The organism is Cryobacterium sp. GrIS_2_6 (assembly GCF_035984545.1).
Lineage (GTDB): Bacteria > Actinomycetota > Actinomycetes > Actinomycetales > Microbacteriaceae > Cryobacterium.
Map to the genome: position 1 here is coordinate 181,737 of NZ_JAXCHP010000001.1, position 25,014 is coordinate 206,750.

Annotated in this window: 17 protein-coding genes; 10 read left to right on the plus strand and 7 right to left on the minus strand. The window is 67.7% G+C overall.

The annotated features are described in order from the left end of the window. Nucleotides 1-80: 80 nt before the first annotated feature. The 5 genes from RCH22_RS00920 to RCH22_RS00940 all read left to right on the plus strand — a co-directional run bounded on the left by RCH22_RS00920 (nt 81) and on the right by RCH22_RS00940 (nt 7,803). Nucleotides 81-2,117, plus strand: a complete 2,037-nt coding sequence (locus tag RCH22_RS00920; RefSeq protein WP_327012453.1) for a beta-galactosidase — start codon at nt 81-83, stop codon at nt 2,115-2,117. Then, nucleotides 2,114-3,091: a sugar ABC transporter permease gene (locus RCH22_RS00925; protein ID WP_327012454.1), complete on the plus strand. Its 978-nt coding sequence runs from the start codon at nt 2,114-2,116 to the stop codon at nt 3,089-3,091. The genes RCH22_RS00920 and RCH22_RS00925 overlap by 4 nt, the downstream gene beginning before the upstream one ends. A gap of 110 nt (nt 3,092-3,201) precedes the next feature. Continuing rightward, entirely contained in the window at nt 3,202-4,008 is an 807-nt protein-coding gene (locus tag RCH22_RS00930; RefSeq protein ID WP_327015423.1) for a carbohydrate ABC transporter permease, read from the plus strand. An 87-nt stretch (nt 4,009-4,095) separates the two neighbouring features. Continuing rightward, a complete protein-coding gene (locus RCH22_RS00935; RefSeq protein ID WP_327012455.1) occupies nt 4,096-5,424 on the plus strand; it encodes an extracellular solute-binding protein in 1,329 nt (442 codons plus the stop codon). Between the two features lie 75 nt (nt 5,425-5,499). Beyond that, on the plus strand, nt 5,500-7,803 hold the full coding sequence (locus tag RCH22_RS00940; protein WP_327012456.1) for an alpha-galactosidase: 2,304 nt from the start codon (nt 5,500-5,502) through the stop codon (nt 7,801-7,803). A gap of 176 nt (nt 7,804-7,979) precedes the next feature. Here the strand turns inward: RCH22_RS00940 and RCH22_RS00945 are convergent, their stop codons facing one another. The 3 genes from RCH22_RS00945 to RCH22_RS00955 form a co-directional block, all read right to left on the minus strand. Beyond that, the gene (locus tag RCH22_RS00945) at nt 7,980-9,134 is read right to left on the minus strand and encodes a DUF1524 domain-containing protein (protein ID WP_327012457.1); all 1,155 of its coding nucleotides are present in this window, start codon (nt 9,132-9,134) and stop codon (nt 7,980-7,982) included. Between the two features lie 125 nt (nt 9,135-9,259). Continuing rightward, entirely contained in the window at nt 9,260-9,910 is a 651-nt protein-coding gene (locus RCH22_RS00950) for a nucleoside/nucleotide kinase family protein (protein ID WP_327012458.1), read from the minus strand. Between the two features lie 17 nt (nt 9,911-9,927). After that, a complete protein-coding gene (locus RCH22_RS00955) occupies nt 9,928-10,329 on the minus strand; it encodes a helix-turn-helix domain-containing protein (protein ID WP_327012459.1) in 402 nt (133 codons plus the stop codon). 170 nt (nt 10,330-10,499) lie between these two features. Here RCH22_RS00955 and RCH22_RS00960 point away from each other — a divergent pair, with 170 nt between their 5' ends. After that, nucleotides 10,500-10,862, plus strand: a complete 363-nt coding sequence (locus tag RCH22_RS00960) for a DoxX family protein (protein ID WP_327012460.1) — start codon at nt 10,500-10,502, stop codon at nt 10,860-10,862. Between the two features lies 1 nt (nt 10,863). Here the strand turns inward: RCH22_RS00960 and RCH22_RS00965 are convergent, their stop codons facing one another. From RCH22_RS00965 to RCH22_RS00975, 3 genes are all read right to left on the minus strand, one after another. Then, on the minus strand, nt 10,864-11,841 hold the full coding sequence (locus RCH22_RS00965; protein WP_327012461.1) for an NAD(P)H-quinone oxidoreductase: 978 nt from the start codon (nt 11,839-11,841) through the stop codon (nt 10,864-10,866). A gap of 49 nt (nt 11,842-11,890) precedes the next feature. Further along, a complete protein-coding gene (locus tag RCH22_RS00970; RefSeq protein ID WP_327012462.1) occupies nt 11,891-12,169 on the minus strand; it encodes a hypothetical protein in 279 nt (92 codons plus the stop codon). Nucleotides 12,170-12,448: 279 nt separating this feature from the next. After that, the gene (locus RCH22_RS00975) at nt 12,449-13,333 is read right to left on the minus strand and encodes a neutral zinc metallopeptidase (RefSeq protein WP_327012463.1); all 885 of its coding nucleotides are present in this window, start codon (nt 13,331-13,333) and stop codon (nt 12,449-12,451) included. A gap of 262 nt (nt 13,334-13,595) precedes the next feature. Here RCH22_RS00975 and RCH22_RS00980 point away from each other — a divergent pair, with 262 nt between their 5' ends. Next, nucleotides 13,596-18,467 carry an NAD-glutamate dehydrogenase gene (locus RCH22_RS00980; protein WP_327012464.1) on the plus strand — a complete coding sequence of 1,624 codons (4,872 nt, stop codon included), beginning with the start codon at nt 13,596-13,598 and terminating at the stop codon, nt 18,465-18,467. Between the two features lie 95 nt (nt 18,468-18,562). On the opposite strand, the gene RCH22_RS00985 is transcribed toward RCH22_RS00980, so the two are convergent. Next, nucleotides 18,563-19,360: an IclR family transcriptional regulator gene (locus RCH22_RS00985; protein ID WP_327012465.1), complete on the minus strand. Its 798-nt coding sequence runs from the start codon at nt 19,358-19,360 to the stop codon at nt 18,563-18,565. Between the two features lie 219 nt (nt 19,361-19,579). Between RCH22_RS00985 and RCH22_RS00990 the strand changes: the two genes are divergently transcribed. From RCH22_RS00990 to RCH22_RS01000, 3 genes are all read left to right on the plus strand, one after another. Further along, nucleotides 19,580-21,949: a tagaturonate reductase gene (locus tag RCH22_RS00990; protein ID WP_327012466.1), complete on the plus strand. Its 2,370-nt coding sequence runs from the start codon at nt 19,580-19,582 to the stop codon at nt 21,947-21,949. Nucleotides 21,950-22,013: 64 nt separating this feature from the next. Continuing rightward, a complete protein-coding gene (gene uxaC / locus RCH22_RS00995) occupies nt 22,014-23,411 on the plus strand; it encodes a glucuronate isomerase (protein ID WP_327012467.1) in 1,398 nt (465 codons plus the stop codon). 107 nt (nt 23,412-23,518) lie between these two features. Continuing rightward, on the plus strand, nt 23,519-24,979 hold the full coding sequence (locus tag RCH22_RS01000; protein WP_327012468.1) for a glycoside-pentoside-hexuronide (GPH):cation symporter: 1,461 nt from the start codon (nt 23,519-23,521) through the stop codon (nt 24,977-24,979). Nucleotides 24,980-25,014: the final 35 nt, after the last annotated feature.

Sequence of the window (25,014 nt, forward strand, 5' to 3'; positions counted from 1 at the left end):
CAAGGTCTTTTTTTCCACCCAATCTGTGCACGTTCACAGATCATCCGGCGGATGCCGGTGCCAACGACGTCAGGGAGCCGATGAACGCGCGAGCAGCAGTCCAGAACGAGGCGGCACCCGCGGTCCCGTTCGCCCACGACGGCATCGCATACGGATGTGACTACAACCCCGAGCAGTGGGGCCCCGAGACCTGGGCCGAGGACATGCGGCTGATGCGCGCGGCCGGCGTCGACCTCGTCGCGATCAACATCTTCGGCTGGTCCCACATCGAACCGAGGCCGGGGGAGTACGACTTCGCCAACCTCGACACGATCATCGAGCTCCTGCACGCGAACGGCATCCGGGTCAACCTCGGCACCGGCACATCCTCTCCGCCGCCGTGGCTCACCACCCTGCACCCGGAGATCCTCCCGGAGACCGAGGACGGCAGCATCCGCTACCCCGGCGGTCGCCAGGCCTGGTGCCCGAGCTCGCCGGTGTTCCGCGAGCACGCCCTCGCCCTCGTCGAGAAGGTCGCCGAACGCTACGGCAGGCACCCCGCGATCGCGCTCTGGCACGTGTCCAACGAACTCGGCTGCCACAACGCGCTCTGCTACGACGAAGACAGCACGCTGGCCTTCCGGCGCTGGCTCCAGGCGCGCTACGGCACCATCGCCGCTCTCAATGCCGCCTGGGGCACCTCGTTCTGGAGCCAGCACTACGGCGAATGGTCCGAGATCCTCACCCCCCGACTCACCCTCTCGAGCCGCAACCCCGGCCAGGTGCTCGACTTCCACCGGTTCAGCTCCGACGAGCTGCTCGACTACTACCGCAGCGAACGCGACGTCATCCGCCGGCACAGTGCGGTGCCGGTCACCACCAACTTCATGGTCACCGCCCACATCCGCAACCTCGACTACTGGCAGTGGGCGCCCGAGGTCGACGTGGTCGCCAACGACCACTATCTCGACCACCGCCTCGGCGACCCCGTCACCGAGCTCTCCTTCGCAGCGGACCTCACCCGTGGGCTCGCCGGCGGGGCTCCGTGGCTGCTGATGGAGCAGGCGACCGGTGCCGTGAACTGGCAGCCGCACAACCTCGCGAAGGCGCCGGGCGAACTGACCCGCAACTCCCTCACCCACGTCGCCCGCGGCGCGGACGCGGTCTGCTTCTTTCAGTGGCGGGCCTCGCTGCAGGGTTCGGAGAAGTTCCACTCCGCGCTGGTTCCCCACGCCGGCACCGATACCGAGCTCTGGCGCGAGGTCGTCGACCTCGGCGCCGTCCTGGACCGGCTCGGCGACATCGCAGGCACCCGCGTCATCGCCGATGCCGCGATCGTCTTCAGCTGGGAGGCCTGGTGGGCCGGGGACGGCGAATCCCGGCCGTCCCAGTCGGTCGAGTACCTCGGCCAGATGCACGCCGCATACACCGCGCTGCACCGGCTCGGCATCACGGTCGACGTGATCGCCCCGGACGCCGACCTGAGCGGCTACCGCCTCGTCGTCGTCCCCACCCTCTACCTCGTCACCGACGCGGATGCCGCCGGTCTCGCCGACTACGTCGCGAACGGCGGGCACGCGCTCGTCACCTTCTTCAGCGGCATCGTCGACGAGGATGACCGGGTCCGCCCTGGCGGCTATCCCGGCGCGTTCCGCGAGCTGCTCGGCATCCGTGTCGAGGAGTTCTCCCCGCTGCTCCCCGGCCGGAGGCTGAGCCTGGACTCCGGGGCGGCGGCCGGCCTCTGGACCGAGCGGCTGCGCCTCGGCGGCGCGACCGCCGTTGCGAGCTACCTCGACGGCCCCCTGCCCGGCGTCCCGGCGATCACCCGCAACGGTTTCGGCCGGGGCGCCGCCTGGTATCTCGCCACCGCACTCGAACCCGACGCCCTGCGCGAGGTGATGCGCACGGTCGCCCAGGCCGCGCGGGTCACCGCCCTCGGCCCGGAATCGGACGGCACCATCGAGGTCCTGCGTCGTGCCGATGCGACGCAGAGCTACCTCTTCGTCATCAACCACGGCCACGCCGAGATCGAGATCGCCGCCAGCGGGCACGAACTCGTCACCGACGCCGCCGTCGACCGCATTGTGCGCGTACCGGCCGGCGCCGTGCGCGTCATCAGAGAGGACACGGCAGCATGAGTGCTTCCACCGCCCGATTCACGGATGCCCCGGGGGACACCCGCACGGCCCGCCGGCTCGCCGGTCGGCCCGGCCCCCGGACCCGCACCGGCCCTCGCCCGGCGAAGCCGCGGGTGCAGCACAAGCGCGCGATCCTGATCTTCGTGCTCCCCTTCGGCGCCCTGTTCTCCCTGTTCTACCTGGTGCCGATCGGCTACGCGATCTACGAATCCTTGCTCGTGATCAAGCGCGAGGGCACCTTCGGCGCGGCGACCGAGGTCTTCGGCGGCCTCAGCCAGTACGTCCTGGTCTTCCAGAACGGCCCGTTCTGGCAGTCCGTCGGCCGGGTGCTCGCCTTCGGCGCCGTGCAGGTGCCGATCATGCTCGGGCTCGCGCTGCTGTTCGCGCTGCTGCTCGACTCCCCGCTCGTGCGCGGCAAAAAGTTCTTCCGCCTCGCTTTCTTCGTGCCATACGCAGTACCGGGCGTCATCGCCGCGATCATGTGGGGCTACCTCTATTCACCGAACCTGTCGCCGTTCAGCGCGGTCACCCAGAACATCAACTTCCTCTCCGCGGACCTCGTGCTCTGGGCCATCGCGAACGTCGTCACCTGGGTCTACGTCGGCTACAACATGCTGATCATCTACTCGGCGCTCCTGGCCATCCCGACCGAGCTCTACGAGGCCGCCCGTCTCGACGGTGCCGGGCAGCTGCGGATCGCCTGGTCGGTCAAGATCCCGCTGATCATGCCCGCGATCGTGCTCACCGCGATCTTCTCCATCATCGGAACCCTGCAACTCCTCGCCGAGCCGCAGGTGTTCCGGAGCTTCAGCTCCGCCGTGACGAGCACGTTCACGCCCAACCTCACCGTGTACACGACGTCGTCGATCCCCAACGTCAACCTCGCCGCCGCGTTCTCGGTGGTGCTGGCCCTGGCCACATTCGTGCTCTCGTTCACATTCCTCAAGTTCACGCAGCGGAAGGAAGCCCAGTGAGCACCCTGACCCCCACCCCCGGCCCGGTGCGGCCGGCCCGTCGCATCCGCTCGACCCCCGGTTCGACCCCACGTGCCCAGCGGGAGAACCCGTTCGCCCGGGTCAGCGCCATGATCGTGATGGGCGTCTTCACGCTCTACTTCCTGGTTCCGGTCTGGTGGCTGCTCGTCGCCGCAACGAAGGATCGCGCCCAGTTCACCGGCACGAACGCGCTCTGGTTCGCGGACTTCTCCCTGTTCCAGAACATCGGCGCCCTGGTCAGCTACCGCGACGGCGTCTACCTCAAGTGGATGCTCAACAGCGCGCTGTACGCCGGGCTCGGCGCCCTGGTCGGAACGATCATCGCAGGCATGTGCGGGTACGCCCTCGCCAAGTACCGGTTCCCCGGGCGCGAATTGATCTTCAACGTCGTGCTCGGCGGCGTGCTCGTGCCCGCAACCGCCCTCGCGCTGCCGCTGTTCCTGATCTTCAGCCAGATCAGCCTCACCAACACGTTCTGGTCGGTGTTCCTGCCGAGCCTGGTCAGCCCATTCGGGGTCTACCTCGCCCGCATCTACGCCTCGGCGAGCGTGCCGGACGAACTGATCGAGGCGGCCCGCCTCGACGGTGCGGGCGAGGTGCGCACCTTCTTCACCGTCTCGGTGCGGATGATGGTGCCCGCCCTGGTCACCGTGTTCCTCTTCCAGTTCGTCGCGATCTGGAACAACTTCTTCCTGCCGTTGATCATGCTGCGCGACGAGACCTTGTTCCCGGTCACGCTCGGGCTCTACGGCTGGAACTCGCAGGTCAACCAGATCCCCGTGCTGCGCGACTACGTGCTGATCGGCGCGCTGCTGTCGATCATCCCGCTGATCATCATCTTCCTGCTCCTCCAACGCTTCTGGCGGAACGGCCTCAGCGCCGGCTCGGTCAAGTAGCCCCCTCACCTCACCTCCGCTTCACCCACAGCACCACCCGCCCGGAATGCCGGACGGTTCCTTTCCCAAGAGAAAAGAAGAAGACACATGCGAATGAAGAAAAGAGCGGTCGCCGTTGCCTTGCTCGCCGCAGCTTCGGTTGCGCTGACCGGCTGTGCCGCCTCGACGACAAGCTCCGGCACCGCAGCCGCAGCCTGCGCACCGTCCACCGGCAAGGTCGACCTGACCTTCACCACCTGGGTCCCCGGCATGGAGGATGCCGTCGCCGTCTGGAACAAGGCGAACCCCGACATCCAGGTGAAGGTGCAGACCGGACCCAACGGCAACGGCGGCACCTACCAGAACTTCTTCAACCAGCTCAAGGCCGGCAACGCGCCCGACCTCGGCCAGATCGAGTATGACGCGCTGCCGAACTTCCGCGTGCAGGACGGCCTGACCGACCTCGCCGCCTGCGCCGGCGTGCTCGACGCGAAGAAGGACTTCGTCGACTGGACCTGGGGACAGGTCAACTTCGGCGAGGACAATGCCGTGTACGCGATCCCGCAGGACGCCGGGCCCATGGCCATGTTCTACCGCGCCGACCTGTTCAAGGCCAACAACATCGCCATCCCGACCACGTGGGCCGAGTACACCGCCGCCGCAGAGAAGATCCGCGCGACCGGCGGCTACATCACCAACTTCTCGCAGAGCGACATCAACCAGTTCGCCGGACTCGTCTGGCAGGCCGGTGGCACCTGGTTCAAGAACGACGGCACCAACTGGACTGTGAACCTGACCGACCCGACGACGGCGAAGGTCGCCGCGTACTGGCAGGACCTGATCGACCGCGACCTAGTTTCGACCAACCCGCCGTGGACCGACGAGTGGAACAACGCGTACAACACCGGCAGCGACTGGACCTGGAACTCCGCCGCCTGGGGTGCCAACTCCATCGCGAGCGGTGCGCCGGACACGGCCGGCAAGTGGGCCGTCGCCGAGTCCCCGCAATGGGCCGCCGGCGACAAGGCCAGCGGAAACTGGGGCGGTTCCTCGACCGCCGTCTTCAAGGGATCGAAGCACCCCTATGAGGCCGCGAAGTTCGCGCTCTGGCTGAACACCTCCGATGAGGCGCTCACCCTGCTGAACAAGTCCGCCAACCTGTACCCGGCGGCCAAGTCCGGTCTGGAACTGCCCGCGCTCAAGGCCGGAGTCGACTTCTATGGTGGCCAGGCCATCTACGACGTCTTCTCGAAGGCATCCTCGCAGGTCTCGCCCGACTTCGTCTGGGGTCCGACCATGACGCAGACGTACAACGATGTCTCCGACGGGTTCAAGGCCGCGGTCACCAAGAAGGGCACCCTGATCGGCGCCCTCAAGACCGGCCAGACGGCTACGATTGCGGCCATGACGGCGCAGTCGATTCCCGTCAACAAATAGGGCCCTCCCAGCAGCTCCCCGGGAGCGATCCGTACCGACCCGTTCACGCAGTGTGAGCAGTTAGCAGCGATCCACGTGACTCACACTCCGTCGACGGACTCCCCTGCGGGTCTGTACTACCTCCGTGCCGCGGGCACCAGCCTTGTGCTGGACGCCCGCGGCACGGCCGTTCCCGCGATCGTGCACTGGGGCGCCGACCTCGGTGCGCTCTCCGTGCCCGAGCTGGCCGCGCTCGCCGACGCCGCGATTCCCGCGGTCCCGCCGAGCTCGATCGACGTGCCCCTGCGGCTCTCGCTGCTGCCGACGCTCGCCGAAGGGTGGAGCGGCCGGCCGGGACTGAGTGGCTTCCGGCGCGGCGCCGCCGGTTCCGGCGGTTCCGCCGGCTCGATCGGTACCGTTCGGCCGGCTGATCTCGCGCTACGGCTCGAGGCGGTGCAGAGCCGGGGTGCGCGGTCGCTCCGAATCGACACGGCGGATGCCGCGGCATCCGTCTCGGTGTCGACCGACCTTGAACTCACGGTCGAGGGGGTGCTGCGCGTGCGGCACACCCTGACCAACACGGGTGACACCGACTTCGAACTCGGCTCGCTCGACATGACCCTGCCCGTACCCGACCGGGCCGGCGAACTCCTCGATTTCACCGGGCTGTGGAGCCACGAACGCCGCCCGCAGCGCACGAGACTCGCGCACGGCGTCTGGAGCCGCGAGAGCCGGCACGGCCGGCCTGGCCACGACGACCCGTTCCTCTCGGTCGCCGGGGTGCCCGGATTCGGGTTCCGCCGCGGTGAGGTCTGGGCGGTGCACCTCGCCTGGAGCGGCGACAAGCGGGTCTGGGCGGAGCGCTCGACCCTCGGCACCGCAACCCTCGGCAGCGGCGAACTGCTCGCCCCCGGGGAACTGGGACTGCCCGCCGGGGCCGGCTACACCTCGCCGTGGACCGTGGCCGCGTACTCGGCGGCCGGGCTCGACGGGCTGTCGGCGCGGCTGCATCCGTGGATTCGGTCGCGGGCGCAGCCTGCTGCGGTCTCGGCAGCGCCCGAGATCGCAGCCCACACCGTGGCCGCGTCGCGCGCGGCCACCCGTCCGGCCGCGGCACCGCGAACTCTGCGCCCGGTCGTGCTCAACACCTGGGAAGCCGTGTACTTCGACCACGACCTGCCGACGCTCACCCGGCTGGTCGAGGCCGCCGCGCGGGTCGGGGTCGAGCGGTTCGTGCTCGACGATGGCTGGTTCACCGGCCGCACCGACGACAGACGCGCCCTGGGCGACTGGTCCGTCGACCCCGTGACCTGGCCGGGCGGCCTGCACCCGCTGGTCGAACGGGTGCACGCGGCAGGGCTCTCCTTCGGGCTCTGGGTCGAACCGGAAATGGTGAGCCTCGACTCCGAGCTCGCTCGGGCGCATCCGGAATGGGTGCTGGGTGCGGCCGGCTCGCTCGAATGGCGCTTCCAGCGGGTGCTCGACCTGGGCAATCCGGATGCGTTCGCGTACGTGCTCGCCCGGCTCACGGCCCTGCTCGACGAGTACCCGATCGCCTATCTGAAGTGGGACCACAACCGGGACCTGCTCGGCGGCTCGGCGCATCGCCAGACCGAGGCCGTCTACCGACTGATCGGGACGCTCCGCGCCGCGCACCCGGGGCTCGAGATCGAGTCCTGCGCCTCGGGCGGGGCCCGGATCGACCTCGGCATCCTGCCTCTCGTCGACCGGGTCTGGACAAGCGACACCAACGATCCGCTCGAACGGCAGCAGATCCAGCGGTACACCGGGGTGCTCGTGCCGCCGGAATTCCTCGGCGGGCACCTCGGTGCCGCGACCGCGCACACCACGGGCCGCACCGCGTCGCTCGGCTTCCGGCTGGCGACGGCGCTCTTCGGCAGCGCCGGCATCGAGTGGGACCTCACCCGCGCCTCGGCCGGCGAGCTCGACGCCGTCGCCGGGTGGATTGCGGAATACAAAAGGCTGCGTCCGCTGCTGCACTCGGGTGTCGTTGTTCACGCGGATGCGTCGGACCCCGCGCTCGAGCTGCACGGCGTCGTGGCCGGGGACGGGGCATCCGCTGTCTTCGCGTACGTCGCGCTCGCCGCGCCGCGGACCGCACTGCCTGCTTCGCTGCGGTTCCCCGGGCTCGACCCGGACGCGCGGTACACGGTGCGGCCGCTGACGATCCGCGGGGCAGCCGACCCGGGCGCTGAGCGTTCCGGTGCGGGGGAGTCCGGCGTTCCGTCGGTTGAGCCGCGAGTGATCCAGGATGCCGCGCCGGCCTGGCTGCAGCACGGCTCGGTGACCCTGAGCGGCACCGTGCTCGCCGAGGTCGGCCTGCCCGCTCCGCTCCTCGCCCCCGAGCAGGCGGCCCTCTTCGAGCTCACCCGCCTCTGAGCCGCCCACCTGAGACGTTCAGGTCAGGTCAGGTCCTGGTCACGGCGCCTGGGGAGGCATAAGTCCTGCAAATTCCGGGTGGGGTGAAGAAGTAGCCCGGAATTCCGGGAGCTTCCGCCGGTGGGCCCGGAATTTGCAGGAGCTATGCCGAGTGGACACGGGAGAAGCCGGCGGGGCTACTCGCAGCCGACCCCGTCTTTGTCGCGGTCGAACTTGGACTGCCAGCCCGGGTCGCCCGCGCGGATCGGCGCGGCACCGGCGGCCTTGACGGCCGTGCAGTTCTCGTAGTAGACGTCGGACGGCGCGACCGGGGCTGGGGCAGGGGCGGCGGGGGCCGGGGCGGGAGCGGGCGCCGCGGGCACCGGGGCGACAACGACGGGTGCTGGCGCGGGTGCCGGTGCCGGCGTGAATCCGGACGTGAGGGCGGGCTCGCTGGGGCAGGTGTCGAGGACGCGCGTCATCGCATCCCGTTCGGCCTGCGTCACCCAGAGGCCGTAGGTCGCCTTGACCGAGATCTGCCTGGCGACGTAGTGGCACCGGTATGCCTTGTTCGCGGGGAGCCAGGTTGCGGTGTCGCCGTCGCTCTTCTGCTCGTTGGAGCGTCCGTCGACCGCGAGCAGGTTGAGCGGATCGTTGGCGAGCGAAACGCGCTGCGCCTGGCTGAGCTGCTGCGCGCCGGTCTGCCAGGCGTTCGCGAGCGGCACGACGTGGTCGATCTGCACGAGGGCGGATGTCGCCGCTCCCCGCACGAAGGCGATCGTCGCGTTCGTGTAGGGGGAGACGATGGTGCCGGTCATGACCGTGCACGTTCCCGATTTGGCGACGCTCGTGAGGTCGCGGCTCAGAACGTCGTTGCGGGTGTCGCAGCCGTTGCGGTCGACGTCGAGCCAGGCGGTGCCGAAATCGCCGACCCGGTCGTACCCGGTCTTGGGCGCCTTGCCCTTGACCGCGAGCGTCGCGAGCAGGGTGACGGCGATGGCGTTGGTCGCCGAGGTGTCGGTGATCGCAACCGTTGCGGCATCGGAGGCCGCGGTGACGCTCGCGGGGTCTGCGGGCGATTCGTCGGTGAACACCGCCGCAGCGGGCGTGGCCGTGGCCGTGGCCTTCACGATCGAACTCGAGCTGGTCAGTGTCGAGCTCGAACTCGTCGCCGACGTGTCTGCGAGCCGGCCGCCGTCCGGGCGCGTGGCGGCCGCGACCCCGCCGGCGACGAGAGTGACCAGCAGCACCCCGGCGACGCCGCCGATCACCCGGGAGCGGATGCTGAGCGAGCCCACGAACCGCCTGATCTTCGCTTCGAGGGTGGCGGGCTTCTGTGGTGCGGGCGTCATGGCGGCCTTCCGGGTCACCTGAGCCTAGGCGTAACCGGAGGCTCGCCCCCACACCCACTCCGGGGCGTTCCGAATTCAGGAGTTGAGACGGAAACGCCGGAGGGAGATGCGCCGGGCGGGCCGGGTCAGTCGGCGAGGCGCAGGATCAGGTCGGCCCGCTCGCGAGTGCGGTCAATGATGTCTGCGTTGGCCTGGTCGCTCCCGCGGGCGAACGCCGCGGCATCCGCTGCGTCGCGCCCGAAACGCACGTGCCGGCCGATCAGCCGCGGCAACCGCACGGCGTCGGGCGTGTCGACGAACCAGACCGCGTCGAGTTCGCCGCGCAGCTCACGCCAGACCGGGGCATCGGCGAGCAGGTAGTTGCCCTCGGTGATGACCACCGGCACACCGCGGGGTACGGCGATGGATGCCGCGATCGGCTCCTCGAGGCCGCGGCGGAACGAGGGGGCGTAGACGACGTCCTCGTCGCGGGCGCGGAGCCGGCGGAGCAGCGCCAGGTACGAGCCGGGATCGAAGGTGTCGATCGCGCCGCGGCGCTCGGCGAGCGGCGTGCCGCGAATCAGTTCGGTCGCGAGGTGGAAGCCGTCCATCGGCACGATCACGGCGGTCCCGGCTCCGAGCCGCTCGACGAGCGCCGCCGCGAGCGTTGACTTGCCCGAGCCCGGCGCGCCGCAGAGCCCCAGCAGGAAGCGCGGCGCAACGTCGGCCGACCCGGCGAGCACCCGGCGCACGCGCGCCGCGAGTTCATCGACCGTGGACTCGATTACCGTCGGCACGCCCGATCCCGGTTCGCTCACCGGGTCACCCGCGCGTCGAACTCGGCCCGCCGGGCGAGGATCTCGGCGGAACTGTCGTGCGCCCACGCCGCGAACGCGATTGCAGGCGGGAGCAGCGTGTGTCCGAGCGGCGTGAGTTCGTATTCGACCCGCGGCGGGATCTCCGGGAAGCTCTCCCGGCTCACGAGTCCGTCGCGCTCGAGCTTTTTGAGGGTGAGCGTCAGCATTCGCTGGGAGATGCCGGGCACCCGGTTCTTGAGCTCGGAGTACCGGATCGGGCCGCTCTCCAGCATCCCCACGACGAGGAGGGTCCACTTGTCGCCGAGGTGCTCGAGCAGGTCGCGCACGACCCGTCCGTCGTCGCCCTCGCCCGAACAGATGTCGTTCATCCGGGCGGCGTGTACGTCCGTTGTCGTCATGCGGAACTCCATTTCTTACCTCCGTGTGCCCAAGGCACAGAGCAGTGCGTGGGGCCCGTGCGGTATAAAAGTAACCACTCGTGATGTTAGGCACCAATCGTAACAATCACGGGCGCGTCACACCTGCCAGACTCCCAGACAAACACCGGAAACTCAACGAAACGGATGCCATGACTCTCGCCCTCTGGATCACAGCGGTCCTCCTCACCGTCGTCTACGTCATGGCCGGGGGTATCAAGGTCGTCCGCAGCAAGGCCCAACTGCAGCCGATGATGCCCTGGGTCGAGGACTTCACCGAGCCCCAGGTCACCGTGATCGGCGCGCTGGGCCTGCTCGGCGCCCTCGGCGTGATCCTGCCGCTCGCCACCGGCATCGTGCCCGTCTTCACTCCGATCGCCGCGATCGGACTCGTGCTGCTGCAGATCGGCGCCATCACTGTGCACGTGCGTCGCGGCGAGCGCTCCTCGCTCGGCGTCAACGTCTTCCTGCTCGTGCTCGCCGCCGCCGTCGCGATCCTGGGTCTCCTCGCCTGAGTCAGGGCACGAGCACGATCTTGCCCACGTGGGCGGATGCCTCCATCCGGCGGTGCGCGGACGCCGCCTCGCTGAACGGGTACCGGCTGTCGATCACGGGACTGAAGGCCCCGGATTCGAGCCAGGGCCAGGCATCCGTGCGGAGGGCCCGGATGATCGCGGCCTTCTCGGCGAACGGACGGGCGCGCAGGGTCGTGCCCCAGTAGCGGCCGCGCTTCTGCATGAGGTACATCGGGTTGAAGACGGCGTCCTGGCCGCTCTGGTTGCCGATCACCATGATGCGCCCGTCGAGCGCCAGCGCCGCGATATTGCGCGCCGCGTACGAGCCGCCCATGATGTCGAGGATCACGTCGGCGCCGTGCCCCTTTGTGGCACGGTCGATCTCGGCCGGGAAGTCCTGGCTGCGGTAGTCGATCAGGATGTCTGCGCCGAGGTCGCGGCACACCGCGAGCTTCTCGCGGGAGCCTGCCGTGACCGCGACGCGCGCGCCGGCCAGCCGGGCCAGCTGGATCGCGGTCGTGCCGATTCCGCTCGCTCCGCCGTGGACGAGCAGGGTCTCGCCGCTCTGCAGCCCGGCCGCGAGGAACACGTTCGACCAGACCGTCGCGAGCGCCTCGGGCAGCGCGGCCGCGTCGACGAGGTCGATCGCTTCTGGCACGGGCAGGGCGAGTTCCTCGTGCACGACGGCATCGGCCGCGTAGCCGCCGCCCGCGAGCAGTGCGCAGACCCGGTCACCGACGGCGAAGAGCGTTGTAGCGATGCCGACCTCCGTCACGATCCCCGATACCTCGAGGCCAGGCCAGGCCGGGGCCCCGGCGGGCGAGGGATAGTAGCCCTGCCGTTGGGAGACATCCGCCCGGTTGACGCCGGCGGCGGCGACCCGAATGCGGATGTCCCTGGGCCCGACCTCCAGGTCGGCCACGGTCGAAAGGGTGAGGGCGTCGGGCCCTCCGGGTACGGGTACCAGAATTGCGCGCATGCCCTCATCCTAGGAGCGGCCGCTGGGACGCCGCCGGGGCGCCGGAGTCCTACTCGGTGTCGGAGGTGCGGGCCTCACCGCGGTTCTCGCCACGACCCTGCAGCATCTCGGGCGTGAGGCCGTGGAACTCGATCATCTTGTCCCGGAACCACACGTCGTGGGGGTCCTGGGAGGTGGCGAAGTCGCGGAACATCCTGGCGAGGTCGTCGGCCTCGTGATAGGGCGCGACGAAATCGCCCCGCAGGGTCGCCATGAGCGAGACGACGTCGCGGTGCAGGCCCAGCCGACGCCGGGACCGCTCGTGCTCCTCGCGGCGCGCGGCGGCCATCTCCGCGGCGAAGGCCTGCCAGGCCTCGGTCTGGTTCTCAGCGGCGATGATCGCGTCGGCGTTGAGGGTCGGGGCGCCGAGGGTGATCTCATACTCCGGCTCGCCGTCCGCGGTCGTTGCGATCGTCGTGCCGATCGGGTCCGGGTTGGTGCCGGCGGGAGGTTGCTTCCGTCGAATTCTGGGGGTTAACTCACTGTTTGCTGATAATCGGACGTACGTCCAGCGTTGCAGCGTCCCGCTAATTTCAACGATTCCTGTCTACCCCATTAAGGAGTGTCCTCAGTACGTGTCGTTGAGCCAGCCGTCGCAGGACCCTTCGCTGCCGCCGTCGTACCCCGCCAGGAAGGCCTCGTTGCGCTGCTCGGGGGTGCCGTGGTGCTGGGGGTTGTCGAAGGCGTAGTCGCCGAGGTCGAGCGTCGTCTGGCCGGCCTCCTTGATGTCGCCCGTGTCGAGGAGCCCCTCGTCCTCCGCCGCCTTCGCCCAGACCCCGGCCCAGCAGTCGGCGTGCAGCTCGATCTTGTAGACGGGGTAGATCGAGCCGGCGGTGCTGAAGATACCGATTTCGTTCTGCAGCTCGTGCGCGTACTCGTGCGCGACCACGTAGGCCACCGAGAAATCGCCGGTGTCATGCGTCCTGGTGCCGTCGGTGTTCGCGTAGAGGGTGCCGTCCCAGATCTTCTGGGCGAGGCTCTGGGACACCGTGATCTTGTCGTCGTACAGGCAGTAGTACGCGCTCATGTCATCGGAGAAGCCTGGTGCGCACATCGACGGCACGACTTCGCCCGCCGCGGGGAAGGCATAGGTCACGAAGGGTGCCGGGCGCCCGTCGTCCTTCCACACGCCGGTCCAGTAGGCATCCACGTCGCCGAGCACCGACACGAGGAAGTCCTTCATCGTTCCGCTCGACCCCACGATATTGACCGTCGGCACGCCCCCGATCCCCGGCGTGCCGGAGGTGCTCGCCGGCGTGATGCCGGAGGGCGACGGGCCGACGGCGACCTGCATGGCCCCGCCCGGTCTCGCGTCGTCTGTGGGGCCCTGGGCAAGGGATGCCGCGGCAGGCCCGCCGCCCGGATCCGCGGCGATTGCGGTCACCGCGCCACCTCCCGCGAAGGCGAGGACCGACATCAGGGCGATGGCACGCAGAGCAGACGTGAGTTTCATGGTGGTGGACTCCCTTGTGGAGTGCGTGTGTGGAGTTGTCAGGAGCGACCGGAGCGACATCATCCGATTCGCGGTGTGGAGCCCGAGTGTCAACTCTCGCGAGTATAGGCAGACTCAAAGCCGCCCGATAGGTCGGCTCGCAGTTCATGACTCACCGGCAGGGGGCGATGTGCGAGCTTCGGCGAACGAAACTACGATGGGGGTCCAAGCGGTCCTCGTTCAAGAGCGAGCGGGATCAGAAGCGAATGGGTGCCTTTTGTCAATGTCGTCAAAATCGTCGTCCGAACTGTCCACTGCGTTGTCGAACACCGAGCCGTCGACGACCGAGGTCTTCGTCGCCGACTACTACGAGCACCTCGGTGACGACGCCAGGGAGTACGACCCGGCTACGCTGCGCGCGCGGGCGGAGAGCCACTGGCAGGTCGCCCTCACCCGGCCGCCGAAGACCGCGAACATCGAGATCCGCACCGAAACCGATCGCAGCATCCTCTACATCGTCACCGACGACATGCCGTTCCTCGTCGACTCGGTCAACGCCGAACTGGTCCGCCAGCACGCGGCCATCCACCTCGTCGTGCACCCCCTGCTCGTCGTCACCCGCAACCGGGAGACCCACGAGCTCGTCAGAGTCACCCGCATGCCCGTCAACGTGGGCGTCTCGAGCGGCGACACCTCCGCGATGCCCGACATCTCCCACCTGCTCGGCAACGAGGAGGACTCGCCGCATCTCGAGTCATGGATCGCGATCGAGATCGACCGCGCGAGCGTCGAAGCCCGCGAGCGCCTGGCCGAGGGGATCGCGCGGGTGCTCCACGACGTGCGGGCCGCCGTGGACGACTGGCCGGCGATGCGCTCGAAGTCCGTGCAGATCGCCGACGCACTCGGGAGGCTGGCGCACGCAGAGGGCATCCCCGACCTGGCGCAGGCCAGGGACTTGCTGCACTGGCTCGACCAGGACAACTTCACCTTCCTCGGCTACCGGGAATACGACCTCGAGACCGTCGACGGCGAGGACGTTCTCTCCATTCGCGACGACAGTGGGCTCGGCCTGTTGCGCGCAGTCAAAGACGGGCACGAGATCCAGCACCTCACGGATGCCGGGCGCACGATGGCCCGCGAACGGCGCGCCCTCGTGATCACCAAGGCCAATTCCCGCTCGAGCGTGCACCGCCCCGCCTACTTCGATTACATCGGCATCAAGAGCTTCGACGCGGACGGCAATGTCAACGGGGAGCAGCGCTTCATCGGCCTCTTCGCCGTGAGCGCGTACACGAGCTCCGTGCGTGACGTACCGATCCTGCGCGAGAAGATCGATGCCGTCATGAACGAGGTCGGTTTCCCTCCGGGCTCGCACAGCGACAAGGACCTGCTCGGCATCCTCGAGACCTACCCGCGCGACGAGCTCTTCCAGATCGACGTGCCCACCCTTGTCGCCACGGCCGTCGCCATCCAGCGACTGCAGGAACGCCGGCGGACCCGGCTTTTCCTGCGCCCGGACCTGTTCGGCCGCTTCATGTCCGCCCTCGTCTACTTCCCCCGCGACCGGTACACGACGGCGGTGCGCCTCCGGATCGAGAAGGAACTGACCGAGACGTTCACCGCGGAATCCCTCGACTTCGAGGCCCGCATGACGGAGTCCACCCTCGCCCGCCTGTTCTACCGGATCCGCCTGCCGAAGACGGCCGCGGTCGGAACGGCCGACGACGTCGCTGCGCTCGCCGCGGCACTCGAACCCCGCCTGGCCATGGCCGTGCGGTCCTGGGCGGAGGGGATCACCGAGCAGCTGCACGACACCAGGCTCGCGCACCTCTGGGCCGAGGCCTTCCCGCCGAGCTACCAGGTCGACTATGAAGTCGAGGACGCCCTCGTCGATATCAGCAGGTTCGAGGAATACGCCGCCGGCCTGAAGAGCGCGGCCGCGCGGGATGCCGCGGCATCCGCGACGGGTTCGCCCCGCCCGGGGGTGCACGTCTACCTCTCCCCGAACGCCGCCGACCGGCCCGCCGAAGACGCCAGGGTGAAGCTCTACATGATGGAGGCGCAGAGCCTCAGCCAGATCCTGCCGTACTTCCAGAACCTCGGCATCGAGGTTCTCGACGAGGTGCCCTTCGAGATCGAGACCTCCGACGGGCGCGAGTTCTTCCTCTACGACCTCGGCCTGCGCTACCCGGCGGGCGTCGACCCGATCGGCACCGGCGACCTGCTCGCCGACTCCTTCGGCGCGGCGGTCAGCGGGGCCATCGAGTCAGACGGACTCGACCGCCTGGTCCTCCGCGAAGGCATGCCCTGGCGCCGCGTGGTCATCCTCCGCAGCTACGCCAAATACCTGCGCCAGATGGGCAACATCAACTCCTACGACTTCGTCGGCGACACCCTGCTCGCCAACCCCGCGGTCTCTGGCGGGCTCGTGGACCTCTTCGAGGCCCGGTTAGACCCCGCGCGGGACGAGGCCGAACGCATCCGTCGCACCGAGGAGGTGCGCGCGCAGCTCGCCGCGGCCATCGAACAGGTCGCCACCCTCGACGCCGACCGGGTTCTGCGTGTGCTGCTGAACCTCATCGAGGCGACGCTGCGCACGAACTACTTCCAGAACAAGCCCTACCTGAGTATCAAGCTCGACCCGAGCCGCATCGAGGCGCTGCCGTTCCCGAAGCCGATGTTCGAGATCTGGGTGTACTCGCCGCGTGTCGAGGGCGTGCACCTGCGCTTCGGCATGGTCGCCCGCGGCGGGCTGCGCTGGTCGGACCGGCGCGAAGACTTCCGCACCGAGGTGCTCGGCCTCGTCAAGGCGCAGACGGTCAAGAACGCCGTGATCGTGCCGACCGGCGCCAAGGGCGGGTTCTTCGCGAAGAAGCTGCCGGATCCCGGTGTCAACCGGGCCGCCTGGCTGGCCGAAGGCATCGACGCCTACAAGACCTTCATCCGGGGCATGCTCGACCTGACCGACAACCTCGTGCTGACGGATGCCGGTGAGCAGGTCGTACCCCCGGCGAACGTCGTGCGCCACGACGACGACGACTCCTACCTCGTGGTCGCCGCAGACAAGGGCACCGCCACATTCTCCGACATCGCCAACGGCCTCTCCGCCGAATACGGCTTCTGGCTCGGCGACGCCTTCGCCTCCGGCGGCTCGATCGGCTACGACCACAAGGCCATGGGCATCACGGCCCGCGGCGCCTGGGAATCGGTCAAGCGCCACTTCGGTGAGCTCGACCTCGACACCCAGACCGAGGAATTCACCGTCGTCGGGATCGGCGACATGTCCGGCGACGTCTTCGGCAACGGGATGCTGCTCTCCGAGCACATCAAGCTCGTCGCGGCCTTCGACCACCGGCACGTGTTCCTCGACCCGAACCCCGACCCGGCCGTGTCCTTCGCCGAGCGGCGCCGGCTCTTCGAACTGCCCCGGTCCTCCTGGGCGGACTACGACACGAGCCTGATCAGCGCAGGAGGCGGGGTGTTCCCGCGGCAGGCCAAGGTGGTCCCGATCTCGGCTGAGGTGCGCGGCGTCCTCGGACTGCCAGAGAACGTCACGCACCTGAGCCCGCCGGAACTGCTCCGCGCCATCCTCACGGCACCCGCCGACCTGCTCTACAACGGCGGCATCGGCACTTACGTCAAGGCGAGCACCGAAACCGCGGCGCAGGTCGGCGACAAGGCGAACGACGCCATCCGTGTCGACGGCCGCGACCTGCGCGTCAAGGTGGTCGGCGAGGGCGGCAACCTCGGCCTCACCCAGCGCGGTCGCATCGAGGCCGCCCTCGCCGGGGTGCTGCTCAACACCGACGCGATCGACAACTCCGCAGGCGTGGACTGCTCCGACCACGAGGTCAACATCAAGATCTTCGTCGACCGGATGCTCGCGGCCGGCCGGCTCAGCGCCCAAGAGCGCCCCGGGTTCCTCGCCGCGATGACGGACGAGGTCGGCCGGCTGGTCCTGGAAGACAACGTCGACCAGAACATCCTGCTGCTGAACGACCGGGTCAAGGTCGCGAGCTGGAGCCCGAGTTACGAACGCCTGATGGACGCGCTCGAGGCGTCCGGTGACCTGAAGCGCGAGCTCGAGGCATTGCCGACCACCACAGAGCTGCACGAACGGATCGACCACGGCCAGGGGCTCACCTCGCCAGAGCTCTCGGTGCTCGCCGCCTACGCCAAGATCGAGCTCGCGACCGCGCTCCGGGACAGCGACCTCGCGGACGACCCCTGGTTCCGCGGCACCCTGCGCCGGTACTTCCCGCGCCAGCTCGCCGAACGCTTCGACGCCGAGCTCGACACGCATCCGCTGCGCCGGGAGATCATCGCGACCGTCGTCGCGAACGACATGATCAACCTCGGGGGAGTGACCTTCGCCTTCCGTGCCATGGAGGAGACCAGCGCGACTCCGGCCGCGATCGCCCGGGCGTTCGTCGCGCTCCGGGAGATCTTCGAGCTCGAGACCATGGTCGCCGAGCTGAGCGCCCTGCCGAAGTCGTTCCCGACGGAGCACTGGACGGCGATCCACCTCGACATCCGCCGGCTGCTCGACCGGGCCGTGCGCTGGCAGGTCAACCACGGCGGGTCGCAACCGGTCGCCGAGGTCGTGGCGCAGCACAAGCCGCAGATCGCGCTCGTCCGCGCGCACCTGGGCGACTACGTGCGCGGCGCCGACCAGGCCCGGCTCGGGTCGCTGCTGGTCAAGGCGGAGGAGTGGGGCCTGCCCTCCGGCCTCGGCCACCGCTGGACCCAACTCTTCGAGGCCTTCGCCCTGCTCGACGTCGTGAAGATCGCGGCGCAGTCCGGGGAACAGCTCGGGGATGTCGCCTCCGTCTATTACACCGTCTACGACCGGTTCGGCGTGGACAACCTGCTCGAGCGCATCACCGCGCTGCCGCGCACGGACCGCTGGCAGGCCCTCGCCCGCGCGGCCCTGCGCGACGACCTGTACTCGACGGTCGCCGACATCACCAGGGCCGTGCTCGAGGCGACGGATGCGGGAAGTGCGGAGCGCCGTCTCCTCGCCTGGGAGGCACTCAACGCCGAAAAGCTCGCCCGCTCACGCAGCGTGTTCGACGAGGTCAACGCCCTCGGCCAGGACGACATGGCCTCGCTCTCGGTGGCGATGCGGCTGCTGCGCTCCATCGTGCGCCGCTAGACTGCCGCGCCCCCCGCAACTGTTGCCGCTGCCGACAACTGAGGCCAGTGCCGAGGCCACAGGTGTCCGAAACGGTAACAGTTGCGCGGGGAACGCTAGACGAGGGACATGATGTCGCGCGCCGCGGTGAGGAGCAGGGGGGCGTATGACTCGAGTTTCTCCTGCGTCACCAAAGGTGCGATTGTGGTGATGCCGATTCCGCCCAGCAGATTGTGCCGGGTGTCGAAAACGGGCGTCGCCATGCAGCGGATGTGCTCCTCGTTCTCCTCGTCGTCGATCGAGTAGCCGCGATTGCGTACAAGCTCACCGTCGGCGAGCAAACGGTTGACGTCCGTGATGGTGTTGTCGGTGCGCCGCGGCAGCCCGGTGTTGGCGGCGTACCGCCGCACCGCGCTCTCGGGCAGGTAGGCCAGAACAGACTTGCCGATCGCGGTCGAGTGCAACGGGATCTGGGCGCCGACGCGGGACGCCATCCGGATCGGCTGCGCGGTGTCCTCGATCTTCTCAACGTAGGTGGCCCAGTCGCCGGTGCGGAGGGCGAAGTGGATGGTGCTGTGCACGTCCTGCTGGAGGCGCTGCAACCGGGTGCGCACTCGGTCCGAATCCTCCGTGCTGGCAGTCAGGCGCAGGCCGAGCAGCCGAAGCGCGCGTCCGGGTGTGTACGCGCCGTCCGCCGTGCGGCTGACGTAGCCGTCGTCGACGAGTTCGGACAGCAGACGGAACACGCTCGTCTTCGACAGGCCGGTCTCCCTAACCAGGTCGCTCAGCCGGTGCGTTTCGCCCGGGTTCGATACGGCTTCGAGCACGCGCAGCAGTTTGCGGGCTGCGCTGTCCTTCGCGGGCTCGTCGGCCTCGCCCGAAGTGTGAGATCCGTCGATCAAAGTCGCTGACATTTTGTCCTCCTGCGGCCAAAGATTGTGCATTGTGCACCATGAAAAGGCGGTTCTGCCCGATGGAACTCAATACGGCAATTCTACCGTGAAAGCAGTTGTGACTAACCCGTTAACCGGTGCTAGTGTTTCATCTGACGGACACGCGTTCTGCTGAGCGGAACGATTATCAGGCTGCGCCACACTTTCGCCTCACGTTTCTCGCCTCAAAGAGGAGTACGCATGACAACCCAGCAGCTCGCACAGGGCATCCGTCTGGTCGACGGCCACGGCGACCTCGCCGCCGTCGAAGTCACCACGCCCTCGGGCAGTGGCGCCTCAACTACTGCTCTCATCTACCTGCACGGCGCGCACGTCGCCGACTGGACTCCCGCAGGCGGCAAGCCGGTCCTCTGGATGAGCAAGTTCGGCGTCTTCTCCGATACCGACCCGCTCCGCGGCGGCGTTCCCCTCTGCTTCCCCTGGTTCGGCCCGAACGGCACGGATGCCTCCGCTCCCAACCACGGCTGGGCTCGCCTCTCCACCTGGTCGCTCGTCGACTCCCGCACCCTGGACACCGCGACCGGCGCCGTTGCCACAGAGCTCGTCTTCGAGCTGACTCAGGACAGCGTCGGCGTTCCCGCCGGATTCCACCCCTTCACCGCGCACTACACGGTGACCGTGGGCGCCGAACTCGGCCTCGAGCTGTCCATCCGCAACGACGGTGCCACCCCGTTCGCGTTCGAGGAAGCCTTCCACACCTACTTCGCCGTCGGCGACGTGACAACGAGCACCCTCACCGGCCTCGAGACGTTCGACTACACGGACCGCTCGACCAAGCCGGCCACCGAGGGCTCGTCCCTCCTGCCGCTCGGCTTCACCGGCGATGAGATCGATCGCCTCTACCCGATGCCCGAGGCGCTCGAACTCAGCGACCCGGCGAACGACCGGATCATTCGCGCCGTGGCGCAGGGCGCCGCGCAGACGGTCGTCTGGAACGCCGGCCGCATCAAGGCCGCCGCCATCGCAGACTACGGAACCGACGAGTGGACCGAAACCGCCTGCGCAGAAACGTGCAACGTCGGCGCCCACTTCATCACCCTCGACCCCGGAGCGACGTCGACCATGCAGGTCACCGTCACGTCCACTACTACGGAACGGAACACGAAGACCATGCAGAGACTGTCTAAGAGCGTTGTTCCCGCGATCGCGGAACTGCCCACGAAGGCCATCCAGTTCGGCGAGGGCAACTTCCTCCGCGCGTTCGTCGACTGGCAGCTGCAGCAGATGAACAACCAGGGACTGTTCCAGGGCGGCGTGAAGATCGTCCAGCCCATCGAAGGCGGCCGCGTCGCCTCCCTCGAAGAGCAGGACAACCTGTATACGGTCCTCCTCGAAGGCCTCCAGGATGGCAAGGACGTGCAGAGCCACGAGGTCATCACCGTGGTCACCGGAACGGTCAACCCGTACGTCGACAACCAGAAGTACCTCGACCTGGCGGGCGACGACAACATCGAGTTCATCTTCTCCAACACGACCGAGGCCGGCATCGCCTTCGACGACCGCGACCGTCTCGGCGACAAGCCCCAGCACAGCTTCCCCGGAAAGCTCACCGCTCTCCTCTTCGAGCGTTTCTCCCTCGGCAAGAAGGGCTTCCAGATCATCCCGTGCGAGCTCATCGAGCACAACGGCGACAAGCTCAAGGAATCCGTCCTCGCGACCGCCGCGCTCTGGGAGCTCGACGCCGCGTTCGTCCAGTGGGTCGACACCGACAACACCTTCTACTCCAGCCTCGTCGACCGGATCGTTCCCGGCTACCCGGCCGACCGCGCCGCCGAGCTCGCCGAGGAATTCGGCTACGACGACCAGTCGATCGTCAAGGCCGAGCCGTTCCTGCTCTGGGTCATCGAAGGACCGCAGTCGCTGACGGAGTCCCTCCCGCTCGCGAAGGCCGGCCTCAACGTGACCGTCACCGACGACATGACGCCGTACCGCGAACGCAAGGTGTTCCTGCTGAACGCCCCGCACACCACGATGGCCTCGATCGCCCGCCTCGCCGGCGTCGAGACCGTGCGCGACGTGATGATCGACCCCGAGTTCTCCCAGTTCGTGAACGCGGAAATGTACGACGAGATCATGCCGGTCATCGACCTGCCGCACGACGAACTCGCCGCATACGCCGAGTCCGTCAAGGAGCGCTTCGAGAACCGCTTCATGCACCACGAGCTCGCCTCGATCGCGCTCAACAGCATCTCGAAGTACAAGTCCCGCCTGCTGCCGATCCTGGTGAACTTCCACGAGAAGGTCGGAACCTTCCCGCCCCGCGTCACCCTGGCCCTTTCGGCGCTGCTGCTCACCTACAGCGGCGACGCTGCGGTCACCGTCGTCCCCGTCGACAGCGATGAGGTGCTCGCCACCTTCCACGCCGCATACGCGACGGCCACCGCGACCGGCAGCAACGTGCCGGCCGACTACGTCGCAGCGATCCTGAGCGATGACTCGCTCTGGGGCCGCGATCTCACCGAACTCCCCGGCCTCGTCGCCGAGGTCACCACCGGCCTCGACAACCTGCGCACTCTGGGTGCCCGCGCGACCATCGCGCTCCTGGCCTGATCGGCCGAATCAACCCACCGACTGATTCACCACAACGACTGTACGGAACAAAGGACTGTTTCTGATGTTTTTGAATGACGATTTCCTGCTGACCACGCCGATGGCGAAGAAGCTCTTCCACAATCACGCGAAGAACATGCCGATTGTCGACTACCACTGCCACCTGAGTCCCCAGGAGATCCTCGAGGACGGCAACTTCGCGACGATCACCGAAGCCTGGCTCGGCGGCAACAACTACGGCGACCACTACAAGTGGCGCCTGATGCGCACAAACGGGGTCCCCGAGCGCCTCATCACCGGAGACGGCGCCGACTTCGACAAGTTCTACGCCTGGGCAGGCACCCTCGAAAAGGCGCTCGGCAACCCGCTCTACGTCTGGGCGCACCTCGAACTCAAACGCTTCTTCGGCATCGACACCGTGATCAGCCGCGCCACGGCACGCGAGATCTACGACGCGGCCAACGTGCTCCTCGCGACGCAGGCGTTCTCCCGCCGCAACCTGATCAGGGGCATGAACGTGAAGGTCGTCGTCACGACGGACGACCCCGCGGACGACCTGCACGTCCACGAGTTGCTCAAGACTGAGAGCGCGTTCACGGTGCTCCCGGCGTTCCGCCCAGACAAGACCCTGAACATCGACCAGGCCGGGTACGCGGCGTACATCGCCACCCTCGGCACCGCGGCCGGCGTCAGCATCACCGCGTTCGCGGACATCGTCGAGGCCCTCACCAAGCGCGTCGACTTCTTCCACGCCATGGGTGGACGCCTGTCCGACCACGCCCTCGACATCGTCGTCTACGAAGAGGCCACCCCGGCCGAACTCGACACGATCGTCACGACCGCCCTCTCCGGCGGCACCCTCACCGCGACCGAGATCGCGCAGTACCGCACGGCACTGCTCAAGGCCCTGATGCGCATCTACAGCGCCAAGGACTGGACGATGCAGTACCACATCCACGCGATGCGCAACATCAACGCCCCGGGCTTCGCTCGCATGGGCGCCGACACCGGTTACGACGCGATCAACGACCGCAACATCGCCGAGCCGCTTGCCAGACTCTTCAACGCGATGGAATCCGAGGATTCGGTTCCCCGCACGATCATCTTCTCGCTGAACCCGAACGACTACCTGCCGCTGATCACCCTGATGGCCTGCTACCAGAAGGACGTCGTCCAGAAGCTCCAGCTCGGCAATGCCTGGTGGCACAACGACACCCGCAACGGCATGCGCCTGCAGCTGTCGACCTTCGCGGAGGAGAGCCTGCTCTCCAACTTCGTCGGCATGCTGACGGACTCCCGCAGCTTCCTCTCCTACCCGCGCCACGAGTACTTCCGCCGCATCCTCTGCGAACTGATCGGCGAATGGGTCGAGCTCGGCGAAGTTCCCGATGACGAGGCCACCCTCGGCCAGATGGTCGAAGACATCTCGTTCAACAACGCGAACACCTACTTCGGGTTCTAGCCCGTTCGGCTCCGGCGCTTACCCGCTCGAAGCATCCACCCGCACAGCACCTCTGCACGAACCAGCACGAAACCATTAAATCCAGCACATAGGAGTGAATCCGCATTATGAGTACAAACACCAAGGGCCTGCCCGGCGCCATGGGAGCCACCGGCCCCGAAGGCTCCGCCGGCGTCACCGTCATTGATCGCATTTCCCGCAAGGAGAAGGTCGCCTATGGCTTCGGCGACTTCGGTAACGGCTTCATGTTCGACCTCGGACAGTCGTACCTGACCAAGTTCTGGATCGACACCGCTGGCATCGCGCCCGCCGTCGTCGCACTTATCTTTACGCTCAGCAAACTGTTCGATGCCTGCATGGACCCGCTCGCGGCCGCATTCATCGACAGCCGTCGCTTCGGCAAGCGCGGAAAATTCCGCCCCGTCATGATGGTCTCCTCCATCCTGCTCGCGGTTATGACCGTCGTCACCTTCACGATGCCCGACGTGGACATGGGCTGGAAGATCGCCTTCGCCGCCGGCACGTACGCGGTCTGGGGCATCATTTACTCCTTCACGAATGACCCGTACGGTTCCCTCGCCTCGGTCATGACTCGCGACATCAAGGACCGCGCGGAGCTTGCGACCAGCCGCCAGGCCGGTTCGCTCGGCGCCCAGTGGATCTGTGGCTTCGCGTTCATCCCGATGATGATGATCTTCGGTGGCATGACCGCCCAGAACTTCATGTTCGCCTCGATGGTCATGGCCATCGTCGGCGTCGTGTCCTTCTACATCTGCTACCGCGGCACCAAGGAGCGGGTGTACGTCAACCGTGCAGTCGGCTTCGAGAAGAACGGCATGAAGGACTACGCCAAGGCGATCTTCACCAACAAGCCGCTCCTCGCCCTCGTGCTCATGACGCTCTTCACCATCTCCTCGATGAACGTCAACAACATGATGATGATCTTCTTCGCCCAGTACAACCTCGGCAATATCGCCCTCCAGGCCGTCCTCAACCTCGTCATGATCGGTGCCTCCATCGTCGGCATCATGTTCATCCCGAAGATGGTCGCCAAGTGGGGCAAGAAGAAGACAGCCATGGCCGGATTCATCGTCTCCATCGTCGCCAACGGACTGAACTTCATCATCCCGACCAACCTGTGGACGTTCATGATCCTCGTCACCATCGGATACGCAGCGCTCGCCATCCCGAACGGCGTCACCTGGGCCTTCGTCTCCGACACGATCGACTATGGAGAATGGCACACCGGTGTCCGCAAGGAGACCATGACCTACGCCGCATTCAACTTCTCCCGCAAGGTCGCCCAGTCCCTCGCCGCCCTCGTCGGCGCCGGCATGCTCGCCATCACGGGCTACGTCGCCAAGGCCACCTCGCAGTCCCCGGAGACGCTCTTCGGCATCAAGGCCGTCATGACGATCTACCCGGCCATCGCGCTCACCATCGCCGCCGTGATCATCTACTTCCTGTACAGCCTGAGCGACGACAAGTACCACGCCATTGCCATCGACCTCGAAGAGGGTCGTTGGGAAAAGGGCATCATCGGCGAAGAAATCGCCGCCAAGGCCTGATCCGGCCAGCAGTACCCTCCCCGACCGCTTCCCAG